Below are 24,248 nucleotides of genomic sequence, written 5' to 3' on the forward strand. Positions count from 1 at the left end.
AATCCCTAAATCCTGGACATCCTGATATGGCTTGCGCCACGCTACGCTATCAGACAGAAAAACGTAGTCAACCTAGCTATATTACGAAATGTAACAAAATTGCGGTTAAAACGCTTTACCATCTTGACAACTGAGAAAAGAGCCGATAAGGTGGTATACATACCCGGGTAAGACCACTAGAAAGTTGTATGCAAACTAAGCAAAAGGTTACGTTATATTTATCACCGGAACTGCACAGAAGACTTAAAATTCGTTCTGCTGTTGACTCAGAACCCATGTCAGACCTCGCAGAACGGGCGCTCAGTTTCTACCTGACCAACTCAGAATTAGTAGAAGAAATAGAAGCGTCTGCTCATGGGCGAACTCACCGGATTTATTCCTGTCCCACCTGTGAAACTTCACTCGTACTGCGTGATGGTGAACTCGTGAACTTGGGCAACCAACCAGGAATCATTGGACAAGACCATCTATCCATTGATGGTAGAGAAAAAGAAGAAACCCATCCCAAGGGTGAGGAAGAATTAGTTCCTTGTTAGATAGGAATTAATGATGATTAATAGTCTGGCTTAACGCCATGCGATCGCTGATCGGTACTGTCTCTATAAGGTCTCAAGTAGGTCGATAGTATGAAAGAAGAGCTCAATATTTTAATTCAAGCTCAATACCCTTTAATCTACCTTGTGACCTCCGAGGAAGAGCGGGCAGAGCAGTCAATTTTTAAAGTCTCCCAAGATTTAAAACCCCAAAGACGAGTATATATTTGGACAGTAACTCACGGTATCGTCGAGTACGGTCAACCCCGAAATACCACTCAACACAATACTGTCTCTCCCGAAGCAGCCATTGATTGGATTATTCGGCAAAAAGAACCCAGTATATTTATTCTTAAAGATTTACATCCCTTTATTGATGCGCCGGCAACAACCAGATCGCTCCGGGACGCGATCGCTAGTTTCAAAGGAACGCAAAAGAACATTATCTTAATGTCCCCTGTGCAACAAGTTCCTATCGAACTAGAAAAAGAAGTTGTTGTTTTAGATTTTCAATTGCCTGACATGGCTGAGTTAAATAAAGTTTTAACCGCCCATCAAGAGCAAAATCGTGGACGACGGCTGACAACCGAGGCGCGAGAAAAGCTACTCAGAGCCGCTTTAGGTCTAACTAAAGATGAAGCTGAGAAAGTCTACCGCAAAGCACAGGTAACAACTGGGCAATTAACGGAAAATGAAGTTGATATTGTCTTATCCGAGAAAAAGCAACTCATCCGCCGCAACGGTATCTTGGAGTACATCGAAGAAGATGAAACCATTGATGCTGTGGGTGGCTTGGAAGAATTAAAAACCTGGCTCACCCAACGCTCCAACGCCTTTACAGAAAGAGCGAGAGAGTATGGGTTGCCCCAACCAAAAGGAATGTTAATTCTCGGTGTTCCTGGTTGTGGTAAGTCACTCATTGCCAAAACTACCTCCCGTTTATGGGGTTTACCAATTCTGAGATTAGATATGGGGCGGGTCTACGACGGCTCAATGGTGGGTCGAAGTGAAGCCAACCTGCGGAACGCCCTGAAAACAGCAGAATCAATTTCCCCCACGATTCTGTTTATTGACGAATTGGATAAATCCTTTGCGGGTAGCGGTGGTTCTGGCGATTCTGATGGGGGGACATCAAACAGAATTTTCGGCTCTTTCCTCACCTGGATGCAGGAAAAGAAATCTCCAGTTTTCGTAATGGCGACTGCTAACCGCGTAGAACGCCTACCTGGAGAGTTTTTAAGGAAAGGTCGCTTTGATGAAATATTCTTTGTGGATCTGCCCACACCGGAAGAACGTCAGGATATCTTCGGTATTCACCTGACCAAACGTCGGGAGGAAATTGCTAGATTTGACCTAGAACAACTAGCAAAAATGTCCGATGGCTTCTCCGGGGCAGAAATTGAACAAGCGATAGTGGCGGCTATGTATGAAGCCTTCGCCCAAGATCGGGAGTTCACCCAATTAGATATTATTGCTGCATTGAAGTCTACTTTGCCGCTGTCACGAACGATGCAAGAACAGGTCACAGCTTTAAGAGACTGGGCCAGACAGCGTGCTAGACCCGCAGCCTCCTCTGTTGCTGAATATCAGCGCATGGAGTTTTAAAAGCTTTCCTCTGAAATGTCAGGGGGGAAAGGTTAGTCACAAGGCTAACAGATAGAAAAAAGCCGTTCCCAATTAATGCGGCTTCGCTGAAAAAGAACCGTTGTCGTTTTTCTCATCAATCTTCTTATTGGAGGAAACCCAAATGTCTCACTTTAGCACTCTGCGTACCAAGATCACCGATGCCGAAATTCTCAAGTCTTCTTTGCGCGACTTAGGTATCAGCGTCAAGACTGAAGCTGATGTTCGTGGTTATAATGGTCAGCGTCTCCGTTCCGACATCGTTGCTGTATTGGAAGGCGAGTACGATCTAGGTTGGTCTCGTAACAGTGACGGTTCTTTTGACCTCATTGCTGACTTATGGGGTGTTGCTAAGAAGCACAACCAGACCGAGTTGATCAACTCTATCAATCAAAAATATGCCGTTAACAAGACTTTGGCTGAAGTAAAACAGCGCGGTCTGCAAAACGCTAACGTTAAGTTGGTATTGCAGTAACAATTTCTCTAGCGCGTTCCCAAAGTGAAACGGGTTAACCTTCTAATAAGCGGTTAGCCCGCTTTTTTTATGGAGTTTCGCGCCAGAGGGTAAAGAGTTCGGTCAGGGTGTAGTATACTATATACTGCATCAAAAACATTTTTGCAAAAGATTGGAGGATAAAAAATTGTCAACAGCCATAAGTTCAATAGTTGATATTTTTAATAGAATTAATATGATTTCCTATGATAAAAAATATATTTCCCAAGAAAAACTGGACTTAAAAAATAAAACTAGAACAAGTATTTTACCCTGGAGAGGTCAGTTTTCACCAGAGTTAGTAGAGTTATTTTTAAAGGTTTACAGTTATCCTGATAGTGTAGTTTTAGATCCATTTGCAGGTAGTGGAACAACTTTATTTGAAGCAGCACGTCAAGGTTTATCTTGTTATGGCACTGATATAAATCCTGCTGCTATAGAAATGGCTAAAACTGCTCATTTTGTAAATCTCAAAACTCTTGAACGGGAAAGGTTGATTAAGTTAGCAGAAAAAATTGTTGATGAAAACTTATTACCTTTTACAGGAGATTTATTTTTTTACTGTTTTGCTGAAGAACAAAAACATTTACAGCAGCATGAACTAGAAGAAAAATTTATTTTTCAAATATTACAACAAGCTGGTAGTGAAGAACTATTATACAATTTACTGATTAATGCCATTATTAACTATAGCCAGCAAAGACAACCAAGAAATTTACTTGATTTTAAAAAGTCATTAAAAAAACATATAAATATTATCAAATCTCTTCCTTATTCTCCACAGCTATGCCAGGTAATTCATCAGGATGCACGCTATATTCCTTTGACAGATAATAGTGTAGATATTGTGATCACATCTCCTCCTTATATTAATGTATTTAACTACCATCAAAATAATCGTATAGTAATGGAGATGTTAGGATGGGATTTATTGAAAATAGCTAAATCAGAAATAGGTGCAAATAGAAAACATCGTCAAAATAGGTTTTTAACTGTTGTTCAATACGCTCTAGATATGTTGGATGTTCTTAAAGAAATTCGTAGGTTAATTAGTAAACATGGTAGAGTAATTATTGTTATTGGGAGAGAATCTAGTGTACGTGGTGTGAGATTTGAAAATAGTAAATTAGTTGCGGCTTTGGCTATTGGTGGTGCTGGGTTTGAACTTGATTTACTGCAAGAAAGAAAATTTCAAAATAAATTTGGAGAAATAATTTTTGAAGATATTTTACATTTATTACCCATCAACAATTATGAAATAGCAGATGATAATTTTGCGATTGAAGTAGCAACAGAGGTTTTAACAGCAGTTTTACCAAATGCAGAAGGAGATATTTATGAAGAAATAATTGATGCCAAAATACGTGCTAAATTGGTTCATAAATCACCTATATTAAAAATTGATAATTTCCATTAAATTGCACTTAAATTCTCATGAAAAAGTATCCTAACCCTCATATAGAAAAACTAAACGCATTACTTAATAATTCTAAACTTCCAGTTAATGATAAACCTAGAGTTGCTCAAACAATTGATATTTATTACCAATGGCTTAATAATTTAACAAAAACTGTAAAATCGTTACTTACAGCCGATGAAATGTTAAATGTTTTAGTAAAGTTGCTCATTGATTATAAAAACTATATAGATGTTGATTTTATTTTTGATAGCCCTAATGATTTTTTATATAGAAATAAAGGACAATTAAAATTAGATAATACTATAATTGAGGAATTTCTCCCTTATCTAATTAACCCCGTTATCGTACCAGAGATAGAAAACTTAGCAGTAGATATTGGACCAATTAAGACATTTTCATCTGTTTATTTTGAGTCCAGTTTAACTTTTCCAGCTTTAGGAGGTGGTTTAAGCGTCAGAAGTAAAAACCAAGATTTTGCAATTACTAGAAAACTATATTTAAAAGCATCTCATTTTCCTGATTTTACACAAGAAAAAAGTATAATTACTAATCTGTCCTATATTGCTGTAGAGTGTAAGACTAATCTTGATAAAACAATGTTTCAAGAAGGATGTGCAACTGCACATGATGTAAAAACCGCAGTTCCAGGAGCAAAATATTTTCTTTTATGTGAATGGTTAGATATGTCCCCTATCAGCACTGCTCCCACGGATATTGATGAGGTGATTCTTTTAAGAAAAGCCAAAAGGCTTAATTCTAATATTAGAGGAAATTTTGCTACTTATGAAGGCCGTCTCGATTATCGAGATTATTACATCGAATACTTGAAAAATAATCCATTTAGAGTCGAAGTTTTTAAGCACCTTATCAATAATATTCGTAAATTGTTAAAAAATGAAGGTTTAGATGAGAGTAATGTTTTAGAAGTAGGTTATTTTTGAAGGAAGGATTTTTTTATTTTCGACCCAAGTAGCAAAAAACACCTAATAATAACCCAAGTTGCTTATTAATGTGTGTATATTATGCTCAACCGAGTTAATTATAGTTATTTAATTTTATGTTATTCCCCATAATAACAAATTATGAAAACATTCACTATTGGTCATTCCAATCATGCAATTGAAACATTTATAGAACCATATTATCCTCAACAATTCTACACCTGTTTTATTGATGAAGCTATAAATTTCTATAATGAGGAATTAAATGATAATTGAAAATAATCAGCAATAATTGAGGAATTTTGACCAGTCTAAACATGAGATATTAACTCAAATTGAGAATAAACGTCAGGAGAGAAAGCAGGAGATTAAACAATTGGTCAAGTAGTAAATCTGAAATACATCCTGTAAATCCTCAAATCCTGGATATCCTGATTCAGACAAATAATTTTTGCAATAAAGTTTTCAGAAACCCGAATTTATGCTATAAATTCTATAGGATCACAATCAGTATTTATAAAAGTAAAAAATATTAATTGTAATTAGGAGGTCAAAATTATGAACTCTCTTGAATTAAGACAAAAAATCGAACAAAATTTATTAACTATCTCACCAGAAAATTTGAAATTTATTGATGAATTTGTGGAATTTATTAAATATAAACAAGAAACAAGTTTATCAGAAAACACTAACTATAAGCCAGCTTCAGGACGTTCAATTTTACGTCATGCTGGTACGTGGGTAGGAGACGACTTGGAAGAATGTCTGAAGTTAGTCTCTGAAACTAGAGGTAAAGTGAAAATTAATAATCGTATTAATCCTTTTGAGTGATGTATCTTTTAGACACTAATCATTGTAGTTTAATTTTTCTGAAAAATCAGACGGTTCTGGATTATATACAGGAAGTTGGAGAAACCGATATAGCTACTACTATCATAACAGTAGGTGAGCTAACTTATATGGCAGAAAATTCTAGTTATAAGGAAGAAAATTTAACTCGTATTGAGCAATTTATCGCAGATATTAGAATTTATTATGTAGATGATGTAACTGCTAAAATTTATGGACAAATAAAAGCAGGATTAATTAACAAATTTGGACCAAAGCAAAAAACTAAACGGCAAACGACTAAAATCACTCAATTAGGTTTTGATGAAAATGATCTTTGGATAACAGCAATAGCAATTCGTAATCAATTAACGTTAGTTTCGGCTGATACTGATTTTATCAGAATCCAAACTGTAATTGGTTTTTCTTTGGAGAATTGGAGAGATAATCAATAAATAATTATGAATGCACGTCTTCAGGACAACAGCATGATCATTATATCTAATTTAGATATAAACTTATTAGATGCTGGTAGGAATAAAAGATTGTCACAAAAGAAAATCTATGGAGGTGAAATTTTTCCTGCATCAGCTTGTGCTAACTATTATGATACTTTTTTAGAATCTTTTCAAAAAGATAAGAACATGAATAATAGAGGAATAGTTGCCATAGATTTGTAGAATATTAAACAAAGAATATTACTCTAATTTGGGTAATATTCTCACCAAAATTAAGAGTAAAAAAGGAAGTTGACTATGATTTTAAATATACCGGAAAAAGATGGAGATGATGCTCCGTTATATTTAGAAAAAAACATTCAGCGGGTGCTGAAAAAGCTGGAAGAACTAGAAAATAAGGAAGGTGAAGAATGATTTATCACTACAGCATGGTAATTCAATGGTCACAAGAGGATCAACTTTTTTTAGTTCACTTACCTGAATTTCCCTGGCAACAGTTTCATACACATGGTAAAACTTACGAAGAAGCAGCTAGAAATGGTCAGGAAGTAATTGAGGCTTTTGTTGAGATGCTTACTCAAGAAAATCAAGTATTACCAGAACCCAGAATGCTTCCTACAAAACCGTTGCAAGTTGCCTAGTTCAGTGTAAAAAGTATATTTGCATTTTGACATTATAACCGTTAAAATGCCTGTAAATAATTGTAATTCAGTGTTATTCCCCATAATAACAAATTATGAAAACATTCACTATTGGTCATTCCAATCATACAATTGAAACATTTATCGAACTCCTGACTCGGTGACTTCTAACTTCTAGAATAGAGGAAGAGGGAAAGCGGGGGCAAAGAGAAATAAAAATTACAATCCTCTTGCCTTTTGCCTTTTACCTCTTGCCTTTCTTAGACGGTGGTGATCTCTTTTTCCTTTTCTACAAGCAAGTGGTCGATTTTTTCTGTATGCTTGTTGGTCAGTTTTTGGAGTTTGTCTTGTTGATCTCGTGATTCATCTTCGGAGATTTCGGCACTTTTTTCCTGTTTGCGAATGGAATCGTTAGCATCACGACGGATATTGCGAATTGCTACACGACCTTCTTCTGCGTACTTAGCCGCAAGTTTGACAAATTCTTTCCGGCGATCGCTAGTTAGTGGGGGAATATTCAACCGAATCACACTACCGTCGTTACTGGGAGTTAAACCCACATCCGACAGAGAGATAGCTTTTTCAATGATATTCAAGCTGCCCTTATCGTAGGGCTGAATCAGGATGGTTGAAGAATCTGGTGTGCTAATGTTTGTCAGTGCTTTTAGGGAAGTTGGTGTACCGTAATACTCCACTTGTACCTTATCCAATAAACTCGCATTGGCGCGACCAGTACGAATTGTATTAAAAGCCCGTTGAGTGGACTCAACGGTTTTTTGCATCATGCTCTCAGCTTCAGCTAATTTCACAAGAACCTCCCACAAGAGTACCAATGGATTCTCCCATGACTGCCCGGTGGATGTTACCTCGCACCGTTAGGTCAAATACTAAAATAGGGAGATTATTTTCTTTACATAGAGCAATTGCGGTACTATCCATGACTCGCAAATCTTTAGCCAAAACGTGGGCGTAAGTAAGAGTAATAAAACGCTTGGCCTCAGGATGGAGTTTGGGGTCCGCATCGTAAATGCCGTCTACTTTAGTAGCTTTAAAAATCACATCTGCTTCAATTTCTGCTGCTCGTAAGGCCGCAGTCGTATCTGTGGTAAAAAAGGGATTACCAGAACCAGCCCCAAAAATTACCACCCGTCCTTTTTCAAGGTGACGAATGGCACGACGGCGAATGTATGGTTCTGCTAGTTCTTGCATAGCAATGGCGGTTTGTACCCTTGTCTGAATTCCCATCCGTTCTAGGGAATCTTGCAGGGTCATGGCGTTCATGACTGTGGCAATCATGCCGATATAGTCAGCGGTTGCCCGATCCATACCTGCTGATGCTGCTTTAATGCCTCGAAAAATATTGCCACCACCAACAACGATGGCCACCTGGACACCAGTGGCTATCACCTCTCCTATTTCCTTGGCTATTCCCTCGACCACTTCTGGATCAATGCCGTAGCCCAAGTTGCCCATTAAGGCTTCACCGCTCAGTTTAAGTAAAACCCGTCGGTAATTCGTTCCCATGAAGTTCTGCTTTATCAAAAAAGTTGCAATTGCCTCCAATTTAAGATAGCAGTACAGTGACTATCTGTCTCTATTTAGGTTGCCTGTTATTTATATAAAGTTCCCATTTGTTCGGTTTGGGCTGGCTGTATTTGCTAATCTTGCAATAAACAAGTATACTCAACACGGCTTAATTATTTGATTTAAGCGGGTAGGGGTTTAGCAATGCTAAAGCCTTACCAATCTAGGTTTTTCCTGATTTTACAAAAGTCCATGTCCCAACCGTTTTGAGTATAATCGCATTTCCTAAATAATCCACTCCCTGCGCTGATGCTGTTTGGGTGTGTTCATCTATTTGCCCTTGATAGCGAATAATCTCATTGCTATCTATCGAAAAGGCTGTAGGTGGACTAATTACACCAAAACTGCGGGTAACATCTTGAGTTGAGTCCCACATATAGGGGAAATTTAAGTGATGACGCTCGGCAAAAACTTTCATTTATTAATATTGCATTTACCATGAAAACTTCTCCAAAAACCTGGACTTGGCAAGATTTCTCTATTTGTTACCAAACTCAAGGTACTACTGGACCTGCTGTGATCTTGATTCATGGTTTTGGTGCGTCATGGTTACATTGGCGCAAAAACATTCCAGCCTTAGCGGCAAATTGCCGAGTTTATGCGATTGATTTAATTGGCTTTGGTGGTTCAGCTAAACCCATACCAGGGGAAAAAATTAGTTATACCCTAGAAACTTGGGGACAACAAGTAGCAGATTTTTGTCGGGAAGTGGTGGGTGAACCTGCATTTTTAGTAGGTAATTCTATTGGTTGTATTGTGGCTATGCAAGCGGCGGTAATTAACCCGGATATGGCTTTGGGAACTGCTTTGCTTAACTGTTCTTTGCGGTTATTACATGATCGTAAACGCGTAAATTTACCTTGGCTAAAGCGATTTGGTACGCCAATTCTCCAAAATTTCTTGGCGATTAAACCAATAGGTGATTTCTTTTTCAATCGCCTAGCTCAACCACAAACAGTTAAAAAGATTCTTTTACAGGCTTATGCTAACGGGGAAACGGTGACAGATGAGTTAGTTGACATTTTGATGATACCAGCAAAAGATCCTGGGGCTGCTGCTGTATTTTTGGCGTTCACTGCTTATTCTAGTGGTCCTTTACCGGAAGACTTATTACCTAGATTATCCTGTCCAGTAATTATTTTATGGGGAACGGCTGACCCTTGGGAACCTATTGATTTAGGCCAAGAGTTAGCCAATTTTCCCCAAGTTCAAAAGTTTATTCCTTTAGAAGGTGTGGGACATTGTCCTCAAGATGAAGCTCCTGATTTAGTTAATCCTATTTTACTGGATTGGATTATTGATCAATATCAATCTATCCCCAACCTTCAAGAATAAGCAACTAGTACCGCAGGGCGGAATTAAAAATTAACAATTAAAAATTAAAAAGCAGATTGTATAAGCTTTTTAGGGACTTTTAATGGTTATCTTACTTACGCTGTACTGTACTAGCTGATCTTACAATGGGATTTCATTCGTTTAGCAGCGATAGTAGGGGCTGCCCCTGCCGTCACCAGAACCATAATAGGGGCGGCCATAGCCGTAGTAGGGTCTGTAAGGACGACGACACCAGCGATATCCGCCAGCTAAAACTTCCTGTTCCTCTGCTGATAATTCTGTCAACAACTTAGATGAGATAATTTGACCTGGCATGACTGTTTACCTCAATTGTTTGATTGAGTGCTATCCACCCATGCTTATTTTATAAAGGTATTTTCAATCAATGTAATCATTCTATAGTTATAAACTAATAATTAGAATTTCCATTGTTTGACGTATATATATTTAATTTTTGTCTGTTAAAAAAACTCACTCAAAAACTGATTATTTTTGAATGAGCTATATGAGTATTAAAATCTAAATAAATTAGGCTAACTTATTACCAGTGACGGCGGGGTCTCCGTCCCCAGACCCAGCCCCGACTCCAGTTACGAGGTCTATGACCACCACTACCAGATAGAAGTTGCTGTTCTTCTATGGATAGTTCTACAACTAAATCAGATGGAATCTTTTGAGATAGAATATTTTGCTTTGACATAATAATTGTTAACCTCAATTAATTTTTTATTAGGCTTCGGACAACCATGCTTCTTTTATAAAGATATTTATCACTAATTTAATGATTCTATAGTTATAAATATCAGTTTATAATTTATATCTTTTGGTTCACATAAATAAGTTTATTTTCTAACTATAGATAGGCTATGGCAATTCTAAAGTGCCATGTAAAAAAAGGTGAGAGGAGAAAGTTACGCCCGAATTTTGGCAGAAGATACTGTTGATATTTGATATCAAGCAAGTTATCTGAAAATTTCTCCTCACCCTATAACTACAAGGTTAGAAAACTAAGACTATTAAGAATAGCTCAGTCTATAGACTTTACCCACTAAAAAAGAGTATTAACAATTTGGCATAGAGTTCGATTCAGGATAGCTCTCATCCCTTTCAGAAGCTGGATATTGATCATATTTTTGGGAGTCACAACCACATTTTTGTTTTTTAGGTTTACAAGAAGGAGGAGGTGATTGGTAACATCCCCCAGATAAAAGTTGTTGTTCTTCTGCGGATAGTTCTACAAATAATTCAAATTTGGTATTCTGATTAAACATGATTATTAGCCTCCGTTATTTAATAGGATCGATATGATTCAGTCCTAATCCTTTTATAAGCTTTATCTGAATATTTTTAATGATTCCCTAGTTGGAAATTAATAATCATAATTTCTATCTTTTGATTTATATATTAATTTTTAATGATTGAAAGTATAAATACATCAAAATTATCATAGTATTTATAAATAAATATTTAATATTTCTCTGTTACAAGAAACTCCCTCAAAAATTGATTATTTTTGAGGGAGCTATATATTTATTAAACTCTACTTAATAATTGCCGAGTTGATGAGATTAGCTGTATCATTCTTCCTCACTCATATTTTCATTATCACCACGACCTCCATCTCCATCTCTATCTCTATCGTCAGATTTCGGACAAACCCAATAGCATTTCTTGTAACATCTTTTCCTTCCTCCAGATAAAAATTCCTGTTCTTCGGTGGATAATTCGACAAGTAAATTAGATGTGGTCATTTGAGTAGACATGATTATTAGCCTCATTTATTTAACATAGGTTTTGCAAACCTATTGCTTTATTTATAACTATGTTTTCTAGAATTTTAATTCTCCCTTAGCTATAAATAAAGCGAATCTTAAAGAAGATATTTTTATTTCTTTTGGACTATTAATTTTTAAATACATATAAGGATAGAATCTCGTTGTTATAAATAATGTTTATTCATAAATAAAATGCACCTATGGTATTGATATACCTTAACAGGTGCAAAATTAGACTATAATTTTGACGGTTTTTTGAACTCTACGCTTGTTAAGAATTCAAAATTATTTCTGGATTCTGGAATCAGCAACAAGAGATAAATAATTAGAGTTTGACATTATAAGTGGGGCGATAAAAGATAGGACGGTTGATTAAAAAGTTATACTTCGATCCATCCCCATCATTTTCGTTATTTGGTTTGTCATCTTCGTTTTTTTCCGATGGGGAAAACCCACCATCTTTACCGCCTTTATTTCGACTACTGCCGCCTTTTTCAGGGCATAGCTGAGAGTTTCCTCCTGCTAAAATCTCCTGTTCTTCTGTAGATAAATCAACAATTAAATCAGATTGAATGACTTGATTTGACATGATTGTTAGCCTCAATAAATAGTTAGACTTTACACACTTAAATAAACGAAAGTATTATCTGTGTGCAATCCTATCTTCTATTTATAAATCTATTGTGAGAGAATTAACTTCTCCTGAAGTTAGAAATCAAAGAACTAAAAGTATGAATTACTATCTCATACTTTAGGCTGAAATAAATTATAGTCAATTCCATAAAAAAACGCGTTTTTTGTGAATCTTATTCCTGTATTAAGTGTTAATATTATATATTTATAATGACAATGCAAAATAGATATATTCTCTAACTTTAGAAGCATGATTTTCTCATACATGATAGTTATATTTGAATTGTTAGCTGGTAAACCAGCTAATGCTAATTAAATCAGTGTTAAAAATGAGGTAGAGTGATGTCAGTTAATACGATTCAATCTGATTTACTTTTTGATTTATCTACAGAGGAACAACAACTTATATCTGGAGGTAAAGTAGGAACAATAACGACTAATGGTAGGTTTCGCTATGGTGGTAGAACTTATCCAGCTACTATCAATGTAAGAGTTACTGGCCTACCTTAATGAACCATAGATTTTCATCGAGTTTTCAGTTCCTTGTTAATCAACTTATAGTCTAATTCCCACTGCGGAGTTGGACTTTTTTAATCATTAAAAATAAACAAAAATACCAATTTAAAAATTAATGATCACTCATGCTTATTTTATAACTATTTATTATCGTAAATAAATGATCCTGTAGTTATCAGGTTTTGAGAGTTTGAATTGCTCTTAGGTTATATATATTTAGATAAATTCCTCTCTTTTAATTTATGTTTGTTTATTTTATTTATTTATTTATTTAATTCAAAATAGACAATTATATACTTTATTTTATTTTAAAAAAGTTATTTATTAACTCAGATAAAAAAATGTAGAGCAGAAAATAAAGCTGTCCCTACAAGAAAATATTTAAATTTAAATCTGGCTATTTTATGAAAATAAATTACTTAACTTATCAGCACCAGAACTAATAGTTATTAACCCAAAAGTAAAAGAAAGTGCCATAGTAATTTGGGATAATTTATATTTGCTAGTTTGTGAGGTAGAGTCACCTGAAGCAAGTTTTAAATCACTTTTTCCTTCAGTTTCTAAATCGGTTTTTTGGAAGAATAATTTACCTTCACTGAATAAACCTAACATGGGAAATATTTGCCCACCAACTACAGATTCTTGTTCTGTATCGGAAAGATATCTAAATAATTGAGTATTTTTCAGCATATTATTACTCCTTACATCAGTAATTAAGTTTGGCTAAGAGGGTGTTTGAAAAGTTATGGTTGATGTATCAAATATTTTTTACCCCACCCTAACCCTCCCCTTTACAAGGGGAGGGAACTGGATTTTTATTGTTTCCCCCCAAAGCATAGGGGGGACTAAGGGGGGTAGCAATGTGATGAAAATTACGGAATACCACTTTTCAAACATCCTCTAAGGAATAGGAAAATAAAAACTTTGACAATATTGATTTATACAGTTAAAAACTGTAAATGCTCTCCGGGTTTTGAGAGGAATGTCTGCGGAGTCCCTTGAATTTGTACTTGACCTTTTTCGATGAGAACAATCCAATTAGCACGATGAATGACGCTAGGACGATGGGTAATTAAAATTGTGGTTTTACCTGTACGATGTTCCAAAAGACGATCTAGAACATGAGCTTCACTCATGGGGTCTAGTCCGGCGGTAGCTTCATCTAAAATAAGTATAGGTGGATTTGTGAGAATTCCGCGAGCGATCGCTAATCTTTGTCTTTGTCCCCCAGAAAGATTTGCACCAAACTCCCCTAATACGGTTTGATATTTATTAGGTAATTGACTGATAAAACCATCTGCATCAGCAATATCACAAGCTTCAACTATGTCTTCAAAAGAAATATCAGGTGTACCTAAACGGAAGTTTTCCAAAATTGTCCGACTCCAAAAATGAGGTTCTTGGGGAACATAAACTACTTGCTGTCGGTAACAATCTAAAGCAATATCTTGGATATTAAAAAAACCAATGCGAATATTACCAGAATCTGGGACATATAAACCAGCTAATAATTTAGCTAAAGTGCTTTTACCACAGCCAGATTTACCAATTAAAGCAATAGTTTTTCCTCCAGGAAGCTGAAGAGAAAAATCATCTAACAAGTCAACTCTACCTGCGTGATGAAATTGAAGATGAGAGCAATTAATATCTGCCACACTAGAAATTTGTGCAGTTGGCTTTTGACTTCCTCCCACCACTTCCGGTGTCGCATCAATAACTTCTAATAATCGAGAAACTGCTGTTTGGGAACGAAAATATTCATCAACAAAGCCAACTAATGAGTTGATTAAAGCTAAAACATTGACTTGCAAAGTATTAAAAGCTAACATTTGTCCAATGCTTAAATTGCCTTTAATTACTAACATACTCCCCAATCCTAACAAGATAACACCACCAATTGTAGATATAATTTTAGCAATAGTCCCGTTGATAATTGCTATTTGAACCGTACTAAAAGCCAGATTTGCTAGACGACCAAACCGACTTTGAAATTCATCCCAAAATTGAGGAGCAGCATTTGTAGTTTTAATTACCTGTGCGCCCTTAAATGTTTCGACTAAAACACCTTGATTTTCTGCTCCTAAGACCAAGAGACTGCGGTTTTTTTGCTGAAGAATTGGTAAAAAAGGTAAGGTTGATAAAGTCATAAAAGCAGCAATTAATAAAACTGCTATTGTTAATTGCCAGCTATAAAATAACATTAAGCAAAAAGAAATCACAGCAATAAAAAATTGGCTGGGTAAAACAATCACAATCTGGGATACTAATTGGTTAATTTCGCCAATATCTCGCAGTCGGCTAGTAATTTCCCCACTGCGACGAGATTCATAATAATTTAAAGGTAATTGCAGCAGTTTACGACCAAATTCCAAGACTAAACCCAATTGTAATCTTTGCCCAAAATGAGAAATCATTAAGGCTTGAAATACTTGTAAACCTCCACTAAATAAACTCATAACTACGACTGCGGAAACTACAACAGTGAGTAATTGCACATCTCCACGCACGAGAACATCATCTGTCAATAATTGAATTAAAACAGGAGTTCCTAAAGCTAGTAAACCCAGGACAATATTAATCATTAAAACCTGAGTTAATAAACCACGAAATGGTAAAATCCGGTAAAAAAACCGCGTGATACCACCTTTTGATTGTTCTTGGGGTTGTTCAAAAAAGCGGTCTGGATCTGGTTCTAATAAGAGCATTACGCCATTCCAAGCATTGGTTAATTCTTCTTTGGTCAGATAACGAAGTCCCACAGCCGGATCGGCAATAACGTATTTTTTGCCTTTTTTACCATATAAAACCACCCAATGATAGCCTTGCCAATGGATAATTGCAGGTAATGTAATTTCTGTAATTCTGTCTATGATTTCTGGAGAAGCTTTGACCGCTCTAGCATTGAAACCGAGATTTTCTGAACCTCGTTTTAAACCTAATAATGTTGTTCCTAATTGTCCAGTCCCCACAGCTTCTCGGCTTTTAATCATGCTTAAAAAGCGTCCATAGTGCTTGGTAATAGAAACTAAACAAGCTGCCCCACAGTCTTCTTCACTTAACTGTAAAGTACACTGATAATTTTGATGATTTTTAAAGATATTGAACATAATTATCCAAAAAAGTTTAGTAGGTTGAGTTGACGATAGGAAACCCAACTTTATGCAAGTCTTTGTTCTATTGTGCTGTTTTTGTCGGGTTGTGCTATTACTTAACCAAACCTCAATCCTTATTTATAAATTGGTGATTAATTTACTTTTTCTGAGAATAAATTGCATGATAGTTTCTTGACGAGAAATAATGTCCGCGCGTCCTTCCATACCAGATTTGAGATCACATAAATGATTTCCTTTTGCTAAAAATAGATTTTGTGGTTCAATATTTATTTGATAAGTAGCTACCTGGGGTGTGCTAATAATGGAATTATTTTGGGGAATTGCTAGAACATCTGCTCCAATTGTTTTTACAGTTCCCTTGAGAGTTCCATAGTCTGGATAGGGACAAGCTGAAACCTGCATTTGTACTATTTGACCAGGTTTTACTTTGTCAATATCTTTAGCAGAAACTTGAGCTTTAATGATTAAAGGAGCATCCACAGGAGCAATTTGAGCAAGAGCTTCACTGAGTTGGACAACCTGTCCAGGATTGCGAAGTTTGAGCTGCATGAGTGTGCCATTAGCTGGGGAACGAATCACACTTTTATTTAACTCATTGTCTAACTGTTGTAATTCTTGATGAGTGCGAATCTGTTGTTTTTGTAATTCTAACCGTTGCTGAATTAATGTTTCTCGTTCTTTTTTTAAAGCGGCTAAATTGCTTTCACCTCTGGCTTTTTCCTGCCTAATTTTTTCTAAGGCAATTGTCACATTTGCATTACTGGGATTAACGGCAATTTTGGCTTTTTGTAAGTTTATTTGGGCTAATTTAACAGCTTGTTCTTTTTCTTCTTGGAGATTTTTAGTGCTAGATTTAGCTTGTTCCAATTTGGCTTGAGCCGATTTAACAGCTTGTTCTTTTTCTTCAACTAAATTGCGAGATATTGCTCCTGATGTAACTATACTCTGTAAGCGATCGCGCTGTAAAGTAGCCAGTTTTAATGCTGCTTCTGCTTCTTCTACAGTAGCTATTAATACCCTTTCTTTTTGTAATCTTGCTAGTTGCTCATTTGCTAAATTTATCGCTATTTTAGCTTGTGTCATTTCCGCACCAGCTTTAATTTGCTGATCGTTATAGTTGCGCTTAGTTCCAGCCAATTCAGCTTGTACAGCTATAATTGTTCGCTCATTTAAGTTGGTTTGAGAAATTATTTGAGTATTGACCTGATTAATTTGAGCATCAATTTGAATAAGTTGTAATTGACTTTGCTGGATAGTATTTTGCAGTTGTCTTTTTTGAGATTGCAGTTGGGAGTCATCAATATAAGCAATTATTTCTCCCTTATTTACTAGCTGATCTTCTTTAACGACAATTCTTTTCACAGTTCCCGTCATGCCAGATTCAACTAACCGTAATTCTCCCAATGGTCGGATAGTTGCAGGGACTTTAACTGTGATGTTGTAATAGAGGACAGAACTAAGACTCACAGCCACTACAAACATACTAATCATTACCCCCCCACCGATATGAATCCATTTACCGATATGGGGGAGAAACTCATTAGCTTCTAGTATATGCAAATCCTCTGTAGTCGAGTTATTTAAATTATAGGGAGAATTGTTATTTTGACTCTGTAAGGAGTTCACGGGATTACACCTTTGATTAGGACTAAAATAGTCTCACCTAAGATAGAAATTACTACTATCATGCAGCCGAGAAGTAACTATCTTAGGTAATAAATTGACAGCAATAAAAACAATTAAATTTCTCTATTCACATTGTGAAAATTAATTTGATCATCGGTTATAATTTAGTGAAGGGGGTAGAGATGGTTATGCCCTAGTTGTGGGAATTATCTTTCTCAAATCTTCGACGCGGATTAAGCGTGAAGAAAATGGGGGAGAAGAATCAAACTTTCTCAAAGTCCTCACTTACGTTGAGCAAGTTATTGTCATCTCCTCTAACCCCCTTTGTTGTTTAAAAAAGTTGTTGACTAGCAGTGCAGAGCGGCGAAAATAACTAACCATTAAAAATCTTTAAAAAGCTGGTGTAATTTGCTTTTTTGATTTTCAGTTGTTTATTTTCAATTCCACTCTGCGGTACTAGTTGAGTCCTGCTTGGAAGGAAACTTATAGGCTTACTAGCCCATACTTACGCAAGAATCGCTTCGGTTCCAGTTGCGTTTGCAACTGGAGGTAGGGGTAGTGGGGTGGCAATTGCAGGTACAGCACCGCCGCCGCCACCGTTGCCTGGTAATACGGCTGGACCTAAAGCCCCTACACCAGCAGGAAGGTCTGCACCTAAACCTAAGAAATCTTGTCCCGCAGTTAGAATGGTATTAGCCTTACCTGCGGAAGTAGCACTGCTACCTTGAGGACCGGAAACACTTGTTCCCATTAAGAGCGATCCCTTGTTAGCATAGTTACTAGCAGCTAGTTCAAAGTCAGCCCCACCAGTCACTATTTCTTGTTGTTGATCAGATAAAGCAACAAGCAAATCGGATGCGTTGATTTGATTTAACACAATTATTAGCCTCACTTACGTAATTAGGCGTTCCATCACCTAACAACTCAACTATAAGCATTGTTGCCTAAGAATTCATAAACCTACGGGTAGAAAATAAAGTTTGCAAATTTACCTCTAAAAGTAGAGACAAAATAGTTTTTAATTACTAGAATAGTATTATTAAAAGATTAATCCTAGCTTACATAAAATCTGCACAATGTATATTTGTTGTTTTTATAGAAAACTCGGAATATATGAATTTATTCGGATTTCTACTCAACAGAAAATTAAATATCTATGTTTTTAGATATCTCTAATTTCAGAAAAATTATTTTGCTAGATCAGGAATTATTCAGTAATGAGAGAGTAGCTGATTTAACAGATAAGCACAGGTAGCACTACCGATAGGAACTGTTAAATTATCTATGCCTAAAAAAGAAAAGGCTTCTAAAATCGTGGCGATTACGGCGACAATTAAGGAAACCATCCAAGTTTGCCAAATATTACCTTGAGTAACCAGTAAAAGAGTTACACAAATAAAATAACTAATTAAAGTCACTGTTAAAGAACCTTCCCAGCTTTTTTGAGAACCAAAAACCACATATTTATGTTTACCAAACCGTTTCCCAATTAAAGCAGCTAATCCATCTCCCCAAGCCATAGTCATAATTCCTAAAACAGCATATTGGGGTTGGTGTAAATACCAAAAAATACCCACTAAAACACCTATACTTACAGCATAGAAAAATGTTCCCAAACTTTGACGACCGACACTATTAATACCAGGAAGAATAGGGAATTGATAAGATAACAAGGTGATAATACCCGCAAAAATTGCCGCAGTAATTCCCACAAAAGAGGGAATATCTAACCACCAAGCAATTAAAATTACGTTACCTGTGCCAATATGCACGATTTTACGAATGATTTCCGGTTCGCTATCAGTAAAACGACTAACTACCCAAGCAATGCAGATAATTAATCCTACCCAAGCCGCAGCGGGGGCAATTTGCAGCGACAATGGGGAAAGGTTTTCTAAGCTGAGGAATGTGTTAAACAATGAGGGAATAGAGGTATTTTTAACTTTAATTCTACTTTATGAGCTTTGGACATGAAAATATTATTGATTTGGCTAATTAAGGGTTATCGCTTCTTTATTTCTCCCCTGTTTCCCCCAACTTGTCGCTTTCAACCTACTTGTTCTCTGTATGCGATTCAAGCTATTGAACAGTTTGGGGTATTTCGCGGTAGCTGGATGGCTATTATGCGGATTTTACGCTGTCATCCTTTTCATCCAGGAGGTTATGATCCTGTTCCAGATCTGAAAGAAAAATCTTGTTGTCAGCATGAAGAGTGAACACGGATTTAAGGGATTACTGGATTACACGGATAGTTTTTTGGGAATTTCTGATTCAGAATATGATTTTATCGGGCTTCCCCCCCCGCTTCGCTAACACGCTCCAGGCGCAGAGTCTCAGAGAGTCAGAGTTTGAAAGCATAGAATTTCACAAGCGTTAAAAAAAGAGTTAAAAATTAGCAATTAAAATGCGACCTTATTACCAAATCCCCATTATTGAATGTGGTGAACCTTTAGTTAAGATTCCTCTAGAATTGTTTGCGGTGGAATCTCCTCACCCTTATCAAAAGTTAGGTGCTAATTATGGCGGACACTCACCTTATTACTTGCGTCAAAGTGTTGTTGAAAATTTAATTCAGGCGCAAAATCATTTACAATTACTACATCCCCATTGGTCTATTCAAATATTCGATGCTTATCGGCCTGTGGCTGTGCAGCAGTTTATGGTAGATTACAGCTTTAGGGAAGCGTTGCGAGAACGGGGTTTGACGGAAAAGGAATTATTACCCCAGCAACGGGAAGATGTATGGACAGCGGTTTATGAAATTTGGGCTGTACCCAGTTTAGATATGAACACCCCTCCTCCCCACAGTACGGGGGCTGCGGTGGATATTACTCTAGTCAATGATGTTGGGGCAATTGTGGATATGGGTTCACCCATTGATGAGATGTCCGAGCGATCGCATCCAGAATATTATATTCATAGTCATCAAGGCTATAATGCTAACCGGCAATTATTACGGGATGTAATGTTAAAAGCTGGATTTCAACGCAATCCTAGAGAATGGTGGCATTTTTCTTTTGGTGATCAAATGTGGGCTTGGTTATATAATCAATCTCATCCCGAAACTCTGATGACAGCCCGTTATGGACGATTAAGTTAAATGAATTTATGTTTCGCGCAATCTCTCTTAGAGATCCCGCAGGGTAGGCACAAAGGAGCAAAGACGCAAAGTTTGATATTTTCAATAGGTTGTGTTATAATTTTTGATGCTACTAGTGAAGTTTTTATAAGGGAAATGCCGAAAACCCTTGAAGATGTAGCTGACTAAGTCAGCTACATCTGTGCTTTAGACAAGGGATGAAGGCTAGAGGCTTTCCTTTATCCTGCATTGACATTAATTTAAAAATTTGAAATAATTTCAAATTTTAACTTACCTTTGGGGGTTAAAGTCCCCTGCTTCTACAAGCAGCGGGTTTTGCGTCGGGGTAAAATCCCCGTTGCAAAACGTAATTCTAAATTCTAAATTCTAAATTCTGCATTCTTTTAATCCATATTCGTGAGACAATTAAATTGTCAGCAAAGACATTAAAAACCTACCGGGGGACTCTCGGAAAGTTACGCTTGTCAGTTCGGCTTCGCTCACCGCAAGCAGAGATGATTCTGCCAGTAATGGCAAACAGGATCAGGGCAAGAACCCAAATATTTAAGGCAATGCCTGAAGCTGGGATAACTGAGAGATATAGACTGAAACTCTCTATAGAATCCCCGCGTCTAAAGACGCGGGGAGTGTCAATTCACAGTTGATGTTGGAGAGGTGTCCGAGTGGTTGATGGTGACGCACTCGAAATGCGTTTTGGGGAAACTCAACGGGGGTTCGAATCCCCCCCTCTCCGTTGATTCAAATAATGATTATTGCGGCTTTTCTTCCTTTTGCTGATGACTTTCCGGCACTTGATTTTGGTTTATTTCTACAGTGGGGACGACTACAGCCGAAGAATTTTCTGGTTGAGATTCCTGGGGTGGGGTGACTACGGGATTAGATTCCGGTGCAGTATTTTCTGGAGGTGGAGAAGCTTTCTGGGATTCTTTAGCGTCACGCAGGGTATCCATTAAGGATGGTGAAGAAGTCACAACCGGTGTTGATTTATTAATTGTAGTATTCGGGGTTGGAGTGGGCTGAGAGTTGTTATTCTCAGGGGCTTTTTCTTCATCACTACTATTATTAGTAGGGGTTGGTTCTGGGGAAACAGGAGTATTTTTGCGTTTTCTCCTGACTCTCAGTGGTACAGATTCATTAAAAGAGGAATTTTGAATTTTTTGATTTGGAGATGATGGTGATATTTCCACGACAGGTTTGGGTGGAATAGATTCGGAAGTAGATTGTTTAATAACTGGTTTAGGTGATGATTGTAAATTAGGTTTTGATAATATCCGCGTCATACTAAAACCTGCCGTAGCGGCAATTAAGGCAATACTAATGCTCACAATTCCCTTCGATACACCTGCTTTTTTGCCTGTATTTGCGACTTTTGGTGGTGTAGCAATAGGACGGGGAGTAGCTTTTTTGAGGAAATTTTTGGATTTTAAATCCGATAAATTAATAGTCTGTACTGCTTGAGTCGCTAAAGTTGATGATGTCACATTTAGCCCATTTCCCGGTAGTAGTTGCAGCCATTCTGCTACTGTTGTCGGACGAAACTGAGGTTCTACAGCCATTCCTCGGCTAACTGCTTGATTAACAGCCCCACTCAAATGAGGTTGTAATTCACGGGGAGAGGGCATTTTTTCCCGATCTCGCAGTAATGCAGGTATAGGAACTTGTGCAGTTAACAGTGCATATAAAGTCGCTGCTAAACCATAAACATCTGTAGCTGCTGTTCGTTGTGCTTGGGTTAGATACTGTTCAATGGGTGCATAACCTTCACTGACTAAACCTGTATGTGTCTGTTTTGCTCCGTTATTAAATTCTCTAGCAATGCCAAAATCAATTAGCACTACTTCCTGCGTTCCTTGACGCAAAATAATATTATCTGGTTTAATATCTCGGTGCAATAAACCATTATTATGTACCACCTGCAATGCCGCGCCTATTTGACGGATATAATGAATGGCTGTAGCTTCCGGTAGGGGTATTCCTGGTAAAACAAATGCTGCACATAAGGTGTCTCCGCGAATGTATTCCATCACCATATAAGGTAAACTATCTTCCTCAAAAAAGTCACTTACCCGGACAATATGAGGATGAACACAAGCGGCTAATCTTTTAGCTTCATCTTGAAATTGGCGCTGGAACTTAGGGAAATCGGGATGTTGTCGCAACCTCTCATTGATAGTTTTCATCACCACTTCTTGACCTAAATAGTGGTGCATAGCTTTAAAGGTAACACCAAATCCGCCCCGCCCTATTTCCTGGAGGATGGTATATTTTCCATTCTGCAAAATTGTGCCTGCTAACATAGGGTTTTTCAGTCTTAAATGAGCAGATAATTAACTGGGTTATAGCACTCTTAGGAACGCAAATTTAATAACCTGCAATTCTGATTTGATCGGAAATGGTGCATTAGGCTTTGCTTTAGCGTAGCCATGGTCGCATAGCTTTACACACCCTATCTTTTACACTTTATTTAATCCACACTCCTGACCTATTTTGACACTCTCAGGGAGCCAAGCCACTGAGATTCTACTGACAGAATTAAATTAAGAGTTTAGCTCAATCTAATCTCGCTGCGACCGTCAAACGCCGCCTAAACGCTCAAAACAACTGCCAATCAAGGCGTCGAAATTGCGCTTACTTTTATGGTTTTCAGTGTTTTTAGAATCCATCACTAAGCCAAGACGCGGTACGCTCCACAACCTGCCATTACTCGCTCTTTCAAGTCAATACTGCCGTTAGGACTTAAACCTAACCGTTGTTTCTTATGAGCCGGAATTTCTCCGTACTAGGATGCTTCAACACGTAGATGTTTTTTGTTCTTACTCACAATTTAATTCTAACATACCACAGGGATTAAAATCCCTCGTGCCGTTTCCCTCTCAGGTCTAAAGACGCGCTCGTTTCCCACTTACCGCGAGGTCTTATGACAACGGTTTTTGATTCTGATGAAATATTGTGCGATATGGCGGTATGCACTTGAATAAACTACATCATAGCCCCCTCCTTGCTCTTCGAGGTGGAGGTTGGGAGTGGGGTGATATTTAAAGAGCTTGTTTTGGCGAGAAAAGTTCTCGACTCAACGGTAAAATATCCGGAATTAACTTCCCAAAATCAGAAAAATCTGCCTAACTTTCCCTCTAAAATCAATGCCCTATTACCATCTTCCCTGAGTACCAGTCATAATTTCTGAATATTTCTTTTTTTTAGCTAAAACAGAATCCGATGTTAAATTCATTGATCATGATCAATAAAAATTTATGAACTCTCAACCAGAAGAAGATTTGCAGCGTCGTCTCCAAAATCTAGCAGCAGAAATTAAATCTGCTAGTGTTAATCCTCCGCAACCAGAAGCACAGACACCTCTGACAGGGTTTTCTCAATGGAACTTGTATTTACAAAGATCCAGAAATTGGTTTAATAGTTTATCAACAATTAAAAAGCTGGCAGTCACAGGTATTGTCATGTTGTTAACTGTTTGGATGGTGCAAACAGTATTTGCTCTAGTTGCTTCTGTTATGAGTCTAGCGATGTTGGCAGTGTTAGTGTATCTTGGATACAAATTTTTTATTGCTAATAGAAAGGCAAAATAAGCAATAGCCTATTTTAATCATGCCAATAGTGGCGTAAAAAAAATC

Annotated in this window: 29 protein-coding genes and 1 tRNA gene; 16 read left to right on the forward strand and 14 right to left on the reverse strand. The window is 37.0% G+C overall.

The window, feature by feature from the left end; all coding sequences use genetic code 11:
- Positions 1-188: 188 nt before the first annotated feature.
- The 10 genes from FJR09_RS06610 to FJR09_RS06650 all read left to right on the forward strand — a co-directional run bounded on the left by FJR09_RS06610 (position 189) and on the right by FJR09_RS06650 (position 6,937).
- On the forward strand, positions 189-536 hold the full coding sequence (locus FJR09_RS06610) for a hypothetical protein (RefSeq protein ID WP_015081377.1): 348 nt from the start codon (positions 189-191) through the stop codon (positions 534-536).
- A 90-nt stretch (positions 537-626) separates the two neighbouring features.
- Positions 627-2,138 (forward strand): AAA family ATPase, encoded by a 1,512-nt coding sequence (locus FJR09_RS06615; protein ID WP_015081376.1) that lies wholly within the window; start codon positions 627-629, stop codon positions 2,136-2,138.
- Positions 2,139-2,280: 142 nt separating this feature from the next.
- A complete protein-coding gene (locus FJR09_RS06620; protein WP_015081375.1) occupies positions 2,281-2,631 on the forward strand; it encodes a DUF1257 domain-containing protein in 351 nt (116 codons plus the stop codon).
- 151 nt (positions 2,632-2,782) lie between these two features.
- Positions 2,783-4,066, forward strand: coding sequence for a DNA methyltransferase (locus tag FJR09_RS06625; protein WP_148279079.1), 1,284 nt, complete (start codon positions 2,783-2,785; stop codon positions 4,064-4,066).
- A 17-nt stretch (positions 4,067-4,083) separates the two neighbouring features.
- Positions 4,084-5,010: a Bpu10I family restriction endonuclease gene (locus FJR09_RS06630; protein WP_015081373.1), complete on the forward strand. Its 927-nt coding sequence runs from the start codon at positions 4,084-4,086 to the stop codon at positions 5,008-5,010.
- Between the two features lie 141 nt (positions 5,011-5,151).
- A complete protein-coding gene (locus FJR09_RS25785) occupies positions 5,152-5,286 on the forward strand; it encodes a hypothetical protein (RefSeq protein ID WP_015081372.1) in 135 nt (44 codons plus the stop codon).
- 282 nt (positions 5,287-5,568) lie between these two features.
- Positions 5,569-5,841, forward strand: coding sequence for a hypothetical protein (locus tag FJR09_RS06635; protein ID WP_015081371.1), 273 nt, complete (start codon positions 5,569-5,571; stop codon positions 5,839-5,841).
- Complete coding sequence (locus FJR09_RS06640; protein WP_015081370.1) at positions 5,841-6,293, forward strand: type II toxin-antitoxin system VapC family toxin; 453 nt, start codon at positions 5,841-5,843, stop codon at positions 6,291-6,293. The genes FJR09_RS06635 and FJR09_RS06640 overlap by 1 nt, the downstream gene beginning before the upstream one ends.
- Before the next feature lie 6 nt (positions 6,294-6,299).
- Positions 6,300-6,518: a hypothetical protein gene (locus tag FJR09_RS06645; RefSeq protein WP_015081369.1), complete on the forward strand. Its 219-nt coding sequence runs from the start codon at positions 6,300-6,302 to the stop codon at positions 6,516-6,518.
- 188 nt (positions 6,519-6,706) lie between these two features.
- Positions 6,707-6,937, forward strand: coding sequence for a type II toxin-antitoxin system HicB family antitoxin (locus tag FJR09_RS06650; RefSeq protein WP_015081367.1), 231 nt, complete (start codon positions 6,707-6,709; stop codon positions 6,935-6,937).
- 260 nt (positions 6,938-7,197) lie between these two features.
- On the opposite strand, the gene frr is transcribed toward FJR09_RS06650, so the two are convergent.
- The 3 genes from frr to FJR09_RS06665 form a co-directional block, all read right to left on the reverse strand.
- Positions 7,198-7,746 carry a ribosome recycling factor gene (gene frr / locus FJR09_RS06655; RefSeq protein WP_015081366.1) on the reverse strand — a complete coding sequence of 183 codons (549 nt, stop codon included), beginning with the start codon at positions 7,744-7,746 and terminating at the stop codon, positions 7,198-7,200.
- Positions 7,733-8,461: a UMP kinase gene (gene pyrH / locus FJR09_RS06660; protein WP_015081365.1), complete on the reverse strand. Its 729-nt coding sequence runs from the start codon at positions 8,459-8,461 to the stop codon at positions 7,733-7,735. Before pyrH ends, frr begins: the two co-directional genes overlap by 14 nt.
- A 223-nt stretch (positions 8,462-8,684) precedes the next feature.
- The gene (locus FJR09_RS06665) at positions 8,685-8,939 is read right to left on the reverse strand and encodes a redoxin domain-containing protein (RefSeq protein ID WP_041458129.1); all 255 of its coding nucleotides are present in this window, start codon (positions 8,937-8,939) and stop codon (positions 8,685-8,687) included.
- Positions 8,940-8,959: 20 nt separating this feature from the next.
- On the opposite strand from FJR09_RS06665, the gene FJR09_RS06670 reads away from it, so the two are divergent.
- Positions 8,960-9,856, forward strand: coding sequence for an alpha/beta fold hydrolase (locus FJR09_RS06670; RefSeq protein ID WP_015081364.1), 897 nt, complete (start codon positions 8,960-8,962; stop codon positions 9,854-9,856).
- Positions 9,857-9,997: 141 nt separating this feature from the next.
- Here the strand turns inward: FJR09_RS06670 and FJR09_RS06675 are convergent, their stop codons facing one another.
- The 5 genes from FJR09_RS06675 to FJR09_RS06695 all read right to left on the reverse strand — a co-directional run bounded on the left by FJR09_RS06675 (position 9,998) and on the right by FJR09_RS06695 (position 12,220).
- Positions 9,998-10,171 (reverse strand): hypothetical protein, encoded by a 174-nt coding sequence (locus FJR09_RS06675; protein WP_015081363.1) that lies wholly within the window; start codon positions 10,169-10,171, stop codon positions 9,998-10,000.
- Positions 10,172-10,397: 226 nt separating this feature from the next.
- Complete coding sequence (locus tag FJR09_RS06680) at positions 10,398-10,556, reverse strand: hypothetical protein (RefSeq protein WP_015081362.1); 159 nt, start codon at positions 10,554-10,556, stop codon at positions 10,398-10,400.
- A gap of 361 nt (positions 10,557-10,917) precedes the next feature.
- Entirely contained in the window at positions 10,918-11,127 is a 210-nt protein-coding gene (locus tag FJR09_RS06685; protein WP_015081361.1) for a hypothetical protein, read from the reverse strand.
- A 306-nt stretch (positions 11,128-11,433) separates the two neighbouring features.
- On the reverse strand, positions 11,434-11,619 hold the full coding sequence (locus tag FJR09_RS06690; RefSeq protein WP_041458128.1) for a hypothetical protein: 186 nt from the start codon (positions 11,617-11,619) through the stop codon (positions 11,434-11,436).
- Between the two features lie 337 nt (positions 11,620-11,956).
- Positions 11,957-12,220 (reverse strand): hypothetical protein, encoded by a 264-nt coding sequence (locus FJR09_RS06695; RefSeq protein WP_015081359.1) that lies wholly within the window; start codon positions 12,218-12,220, stop codon positions 11,957-11,959.
- A gap of 386 nt (positions 12,221-12,606) precedes the next feature.
- Here FJR09_RS06695 and FJR09_RS06700 point away from each other — a divergent pair, with 386 nt between their 5' ends.
- Positions 12,607-12,774: a hypothetical protein gene (locus tag FJR09_RS06700; RefSeq protein ID WP_158310552.1), complete on the forward strand. Its 168-nt coding sequence runs from the start codon at positions 12,607-12,609 to the stop codon at positions 12,772-12,774.
- Between the two features lie 408 nt (positions 12,775-13,182).
- Here FJR09_RS06700 and FJR09_RS06705 read toward each other — a convergent pair whose 3' ends face one another.
- From FJR09_RS06705 to FJR09_RS06725, 5 genes are all read right to left on the reverse strand, one after another.
- Positions 13,183-13,470, reverse strand: a complete 288-nt coding sequence (locus FJR09_RS06705) for a hypothetical protein (RefSeq protein ID WP_015081358.1) — start codon at positions 13,468-13,470, stop codon at positions 13,183-13,185.
- 248 nt (positions 13,471-13,718) lie between these two features.
- Positions 13,719-15,887 (reverse strand): peptidase domain-containing ABC transporter, encoded by a 2,169-nt coding sequence (locus tag FJR09_RS06710; RefSeq protein WP_168652661.1) that lies wholly within the window; start codon positions 15,885-15,887, stop codon positions 13,719-13,721.
- A 123-nt stretch (positions 15,888-16,010) separates the two neighbouring features.
- Positions 16,011-17,519 (reverse strand): HlyD family efflux transporter periplasmic adaptor subunit, encoded by a 1,509-nt coding sequence (locus tag FJR09_RS06715; RefSeq protein ID WP_168652660.1) that lies wholly within the window; start codon positions 17,517-17,519, stop codon positions 16,011-16,013.
- A 505-nt stretch (positions 17,520-18,024) separates the two neighbouring features.
- A complete protein-coding gene (locus FJR09_RS06720) occupies positions 18,025-18,396 on the reverse strand; it encodes a CTB family bacteriocin (protein WP_168652659.1) in 372 nt (123 codons plus the stop codon).
- Positions 18,397-18,730: 334 nt separating this feature from the next.
- Positions 18,731-19,438: a diacylglycerol/polyprenol kinase family protein gene (locus FJR09_RS06725; protein WP_015081354.1), complete on the reverse strand. Its 708-nt coding sequence runs from the start codon at positions 19,436-19,438 to the stop codon at positions 18,731-18,733.
- Positions 19,439-19,489: 51 nt separating this feature from the next.
- Here FJR09_RS06725 and yidD point away from each other — a divergent pair, with 51 nt between their 5' ends.
- The 3 genes from yidD (at position 19,490) to FJR09_RS06740 (ending at position 21,352) form a co-directional block, all read left to right on the forward strand.
- On the forward strand, positions 19,490-19,735 hold the full coding sequence (gene yidD, locus FJR09_RS06730; RefSeq protein ID WP_168652658.1) for a membrane protein insertion efficiency factor YidD: 246 nt from the start codon (positions 19,490-19,492) through the stop codon (positions 19,733-19,735).
- 188 nt (positions 19,736-19,923) lie between these two features.
- Positions 19,924-20,619 carry a M15 family metallopeptidase gene (locus FJR09_RS06735; protein WP_168651294.1) on the forward strand — a complete coding sequence of 232 codons (696 nt, stop codon included), beginning with the start codon at positions 19,924-19,926 and terminating at the stop codon, positions 20,617-20,619.
- 648 nt (positions 20,620-21,267) lie between these two features.
- Positions 21,268-21,352 (forward strand) — tRNA-Ser (locus FJR09_RS06740).
- Positions 21,353-21,368: 16 nt separating this feature from the next.
- Here the strand turns inward: FJR09_RS06740 and FJR09_RS06745 are convergent.
- A complete protein-coding gene (locus tag FJR09_RS06745; RefSeq protein WP_168650791.1) occupies positions 21,369-22,916 on the reverse strand; it encodes a protein kinase in 1,548 nt (515 codons plus the stop codon).
- Positions 22,917-23,870: 954 nt separating this feature from the next.
- Between FJR09_RS06745 and FJR09_RS06750 the strand changes: the two genes are divergently transcribed.
- Positions 23,871-24,203 (forward strand): hypothetical protein, encoded by a 333-nt coding sequence (locus FJR09_RS06750; protein WP_015081348.1) that lies wholly within the window; start codon positions 23,871-23,873, stop codon positions 24,201-24,203.
- The last annotated feature ends 45 nt before the right edge of the window (positions 24,204-24,248 follow it).

This window comes from Dolichospermum sp. UHCC 0406, from assembly GCF_009712025.1.
Taxonomy (GTDB): domain Bacteria; phylum Cyanobacteriota; class Cyanobacteriia; order Cyanobacteriales; family Nostocaceae; genus Dolichospermum; species Dolichospermum lemmermannii.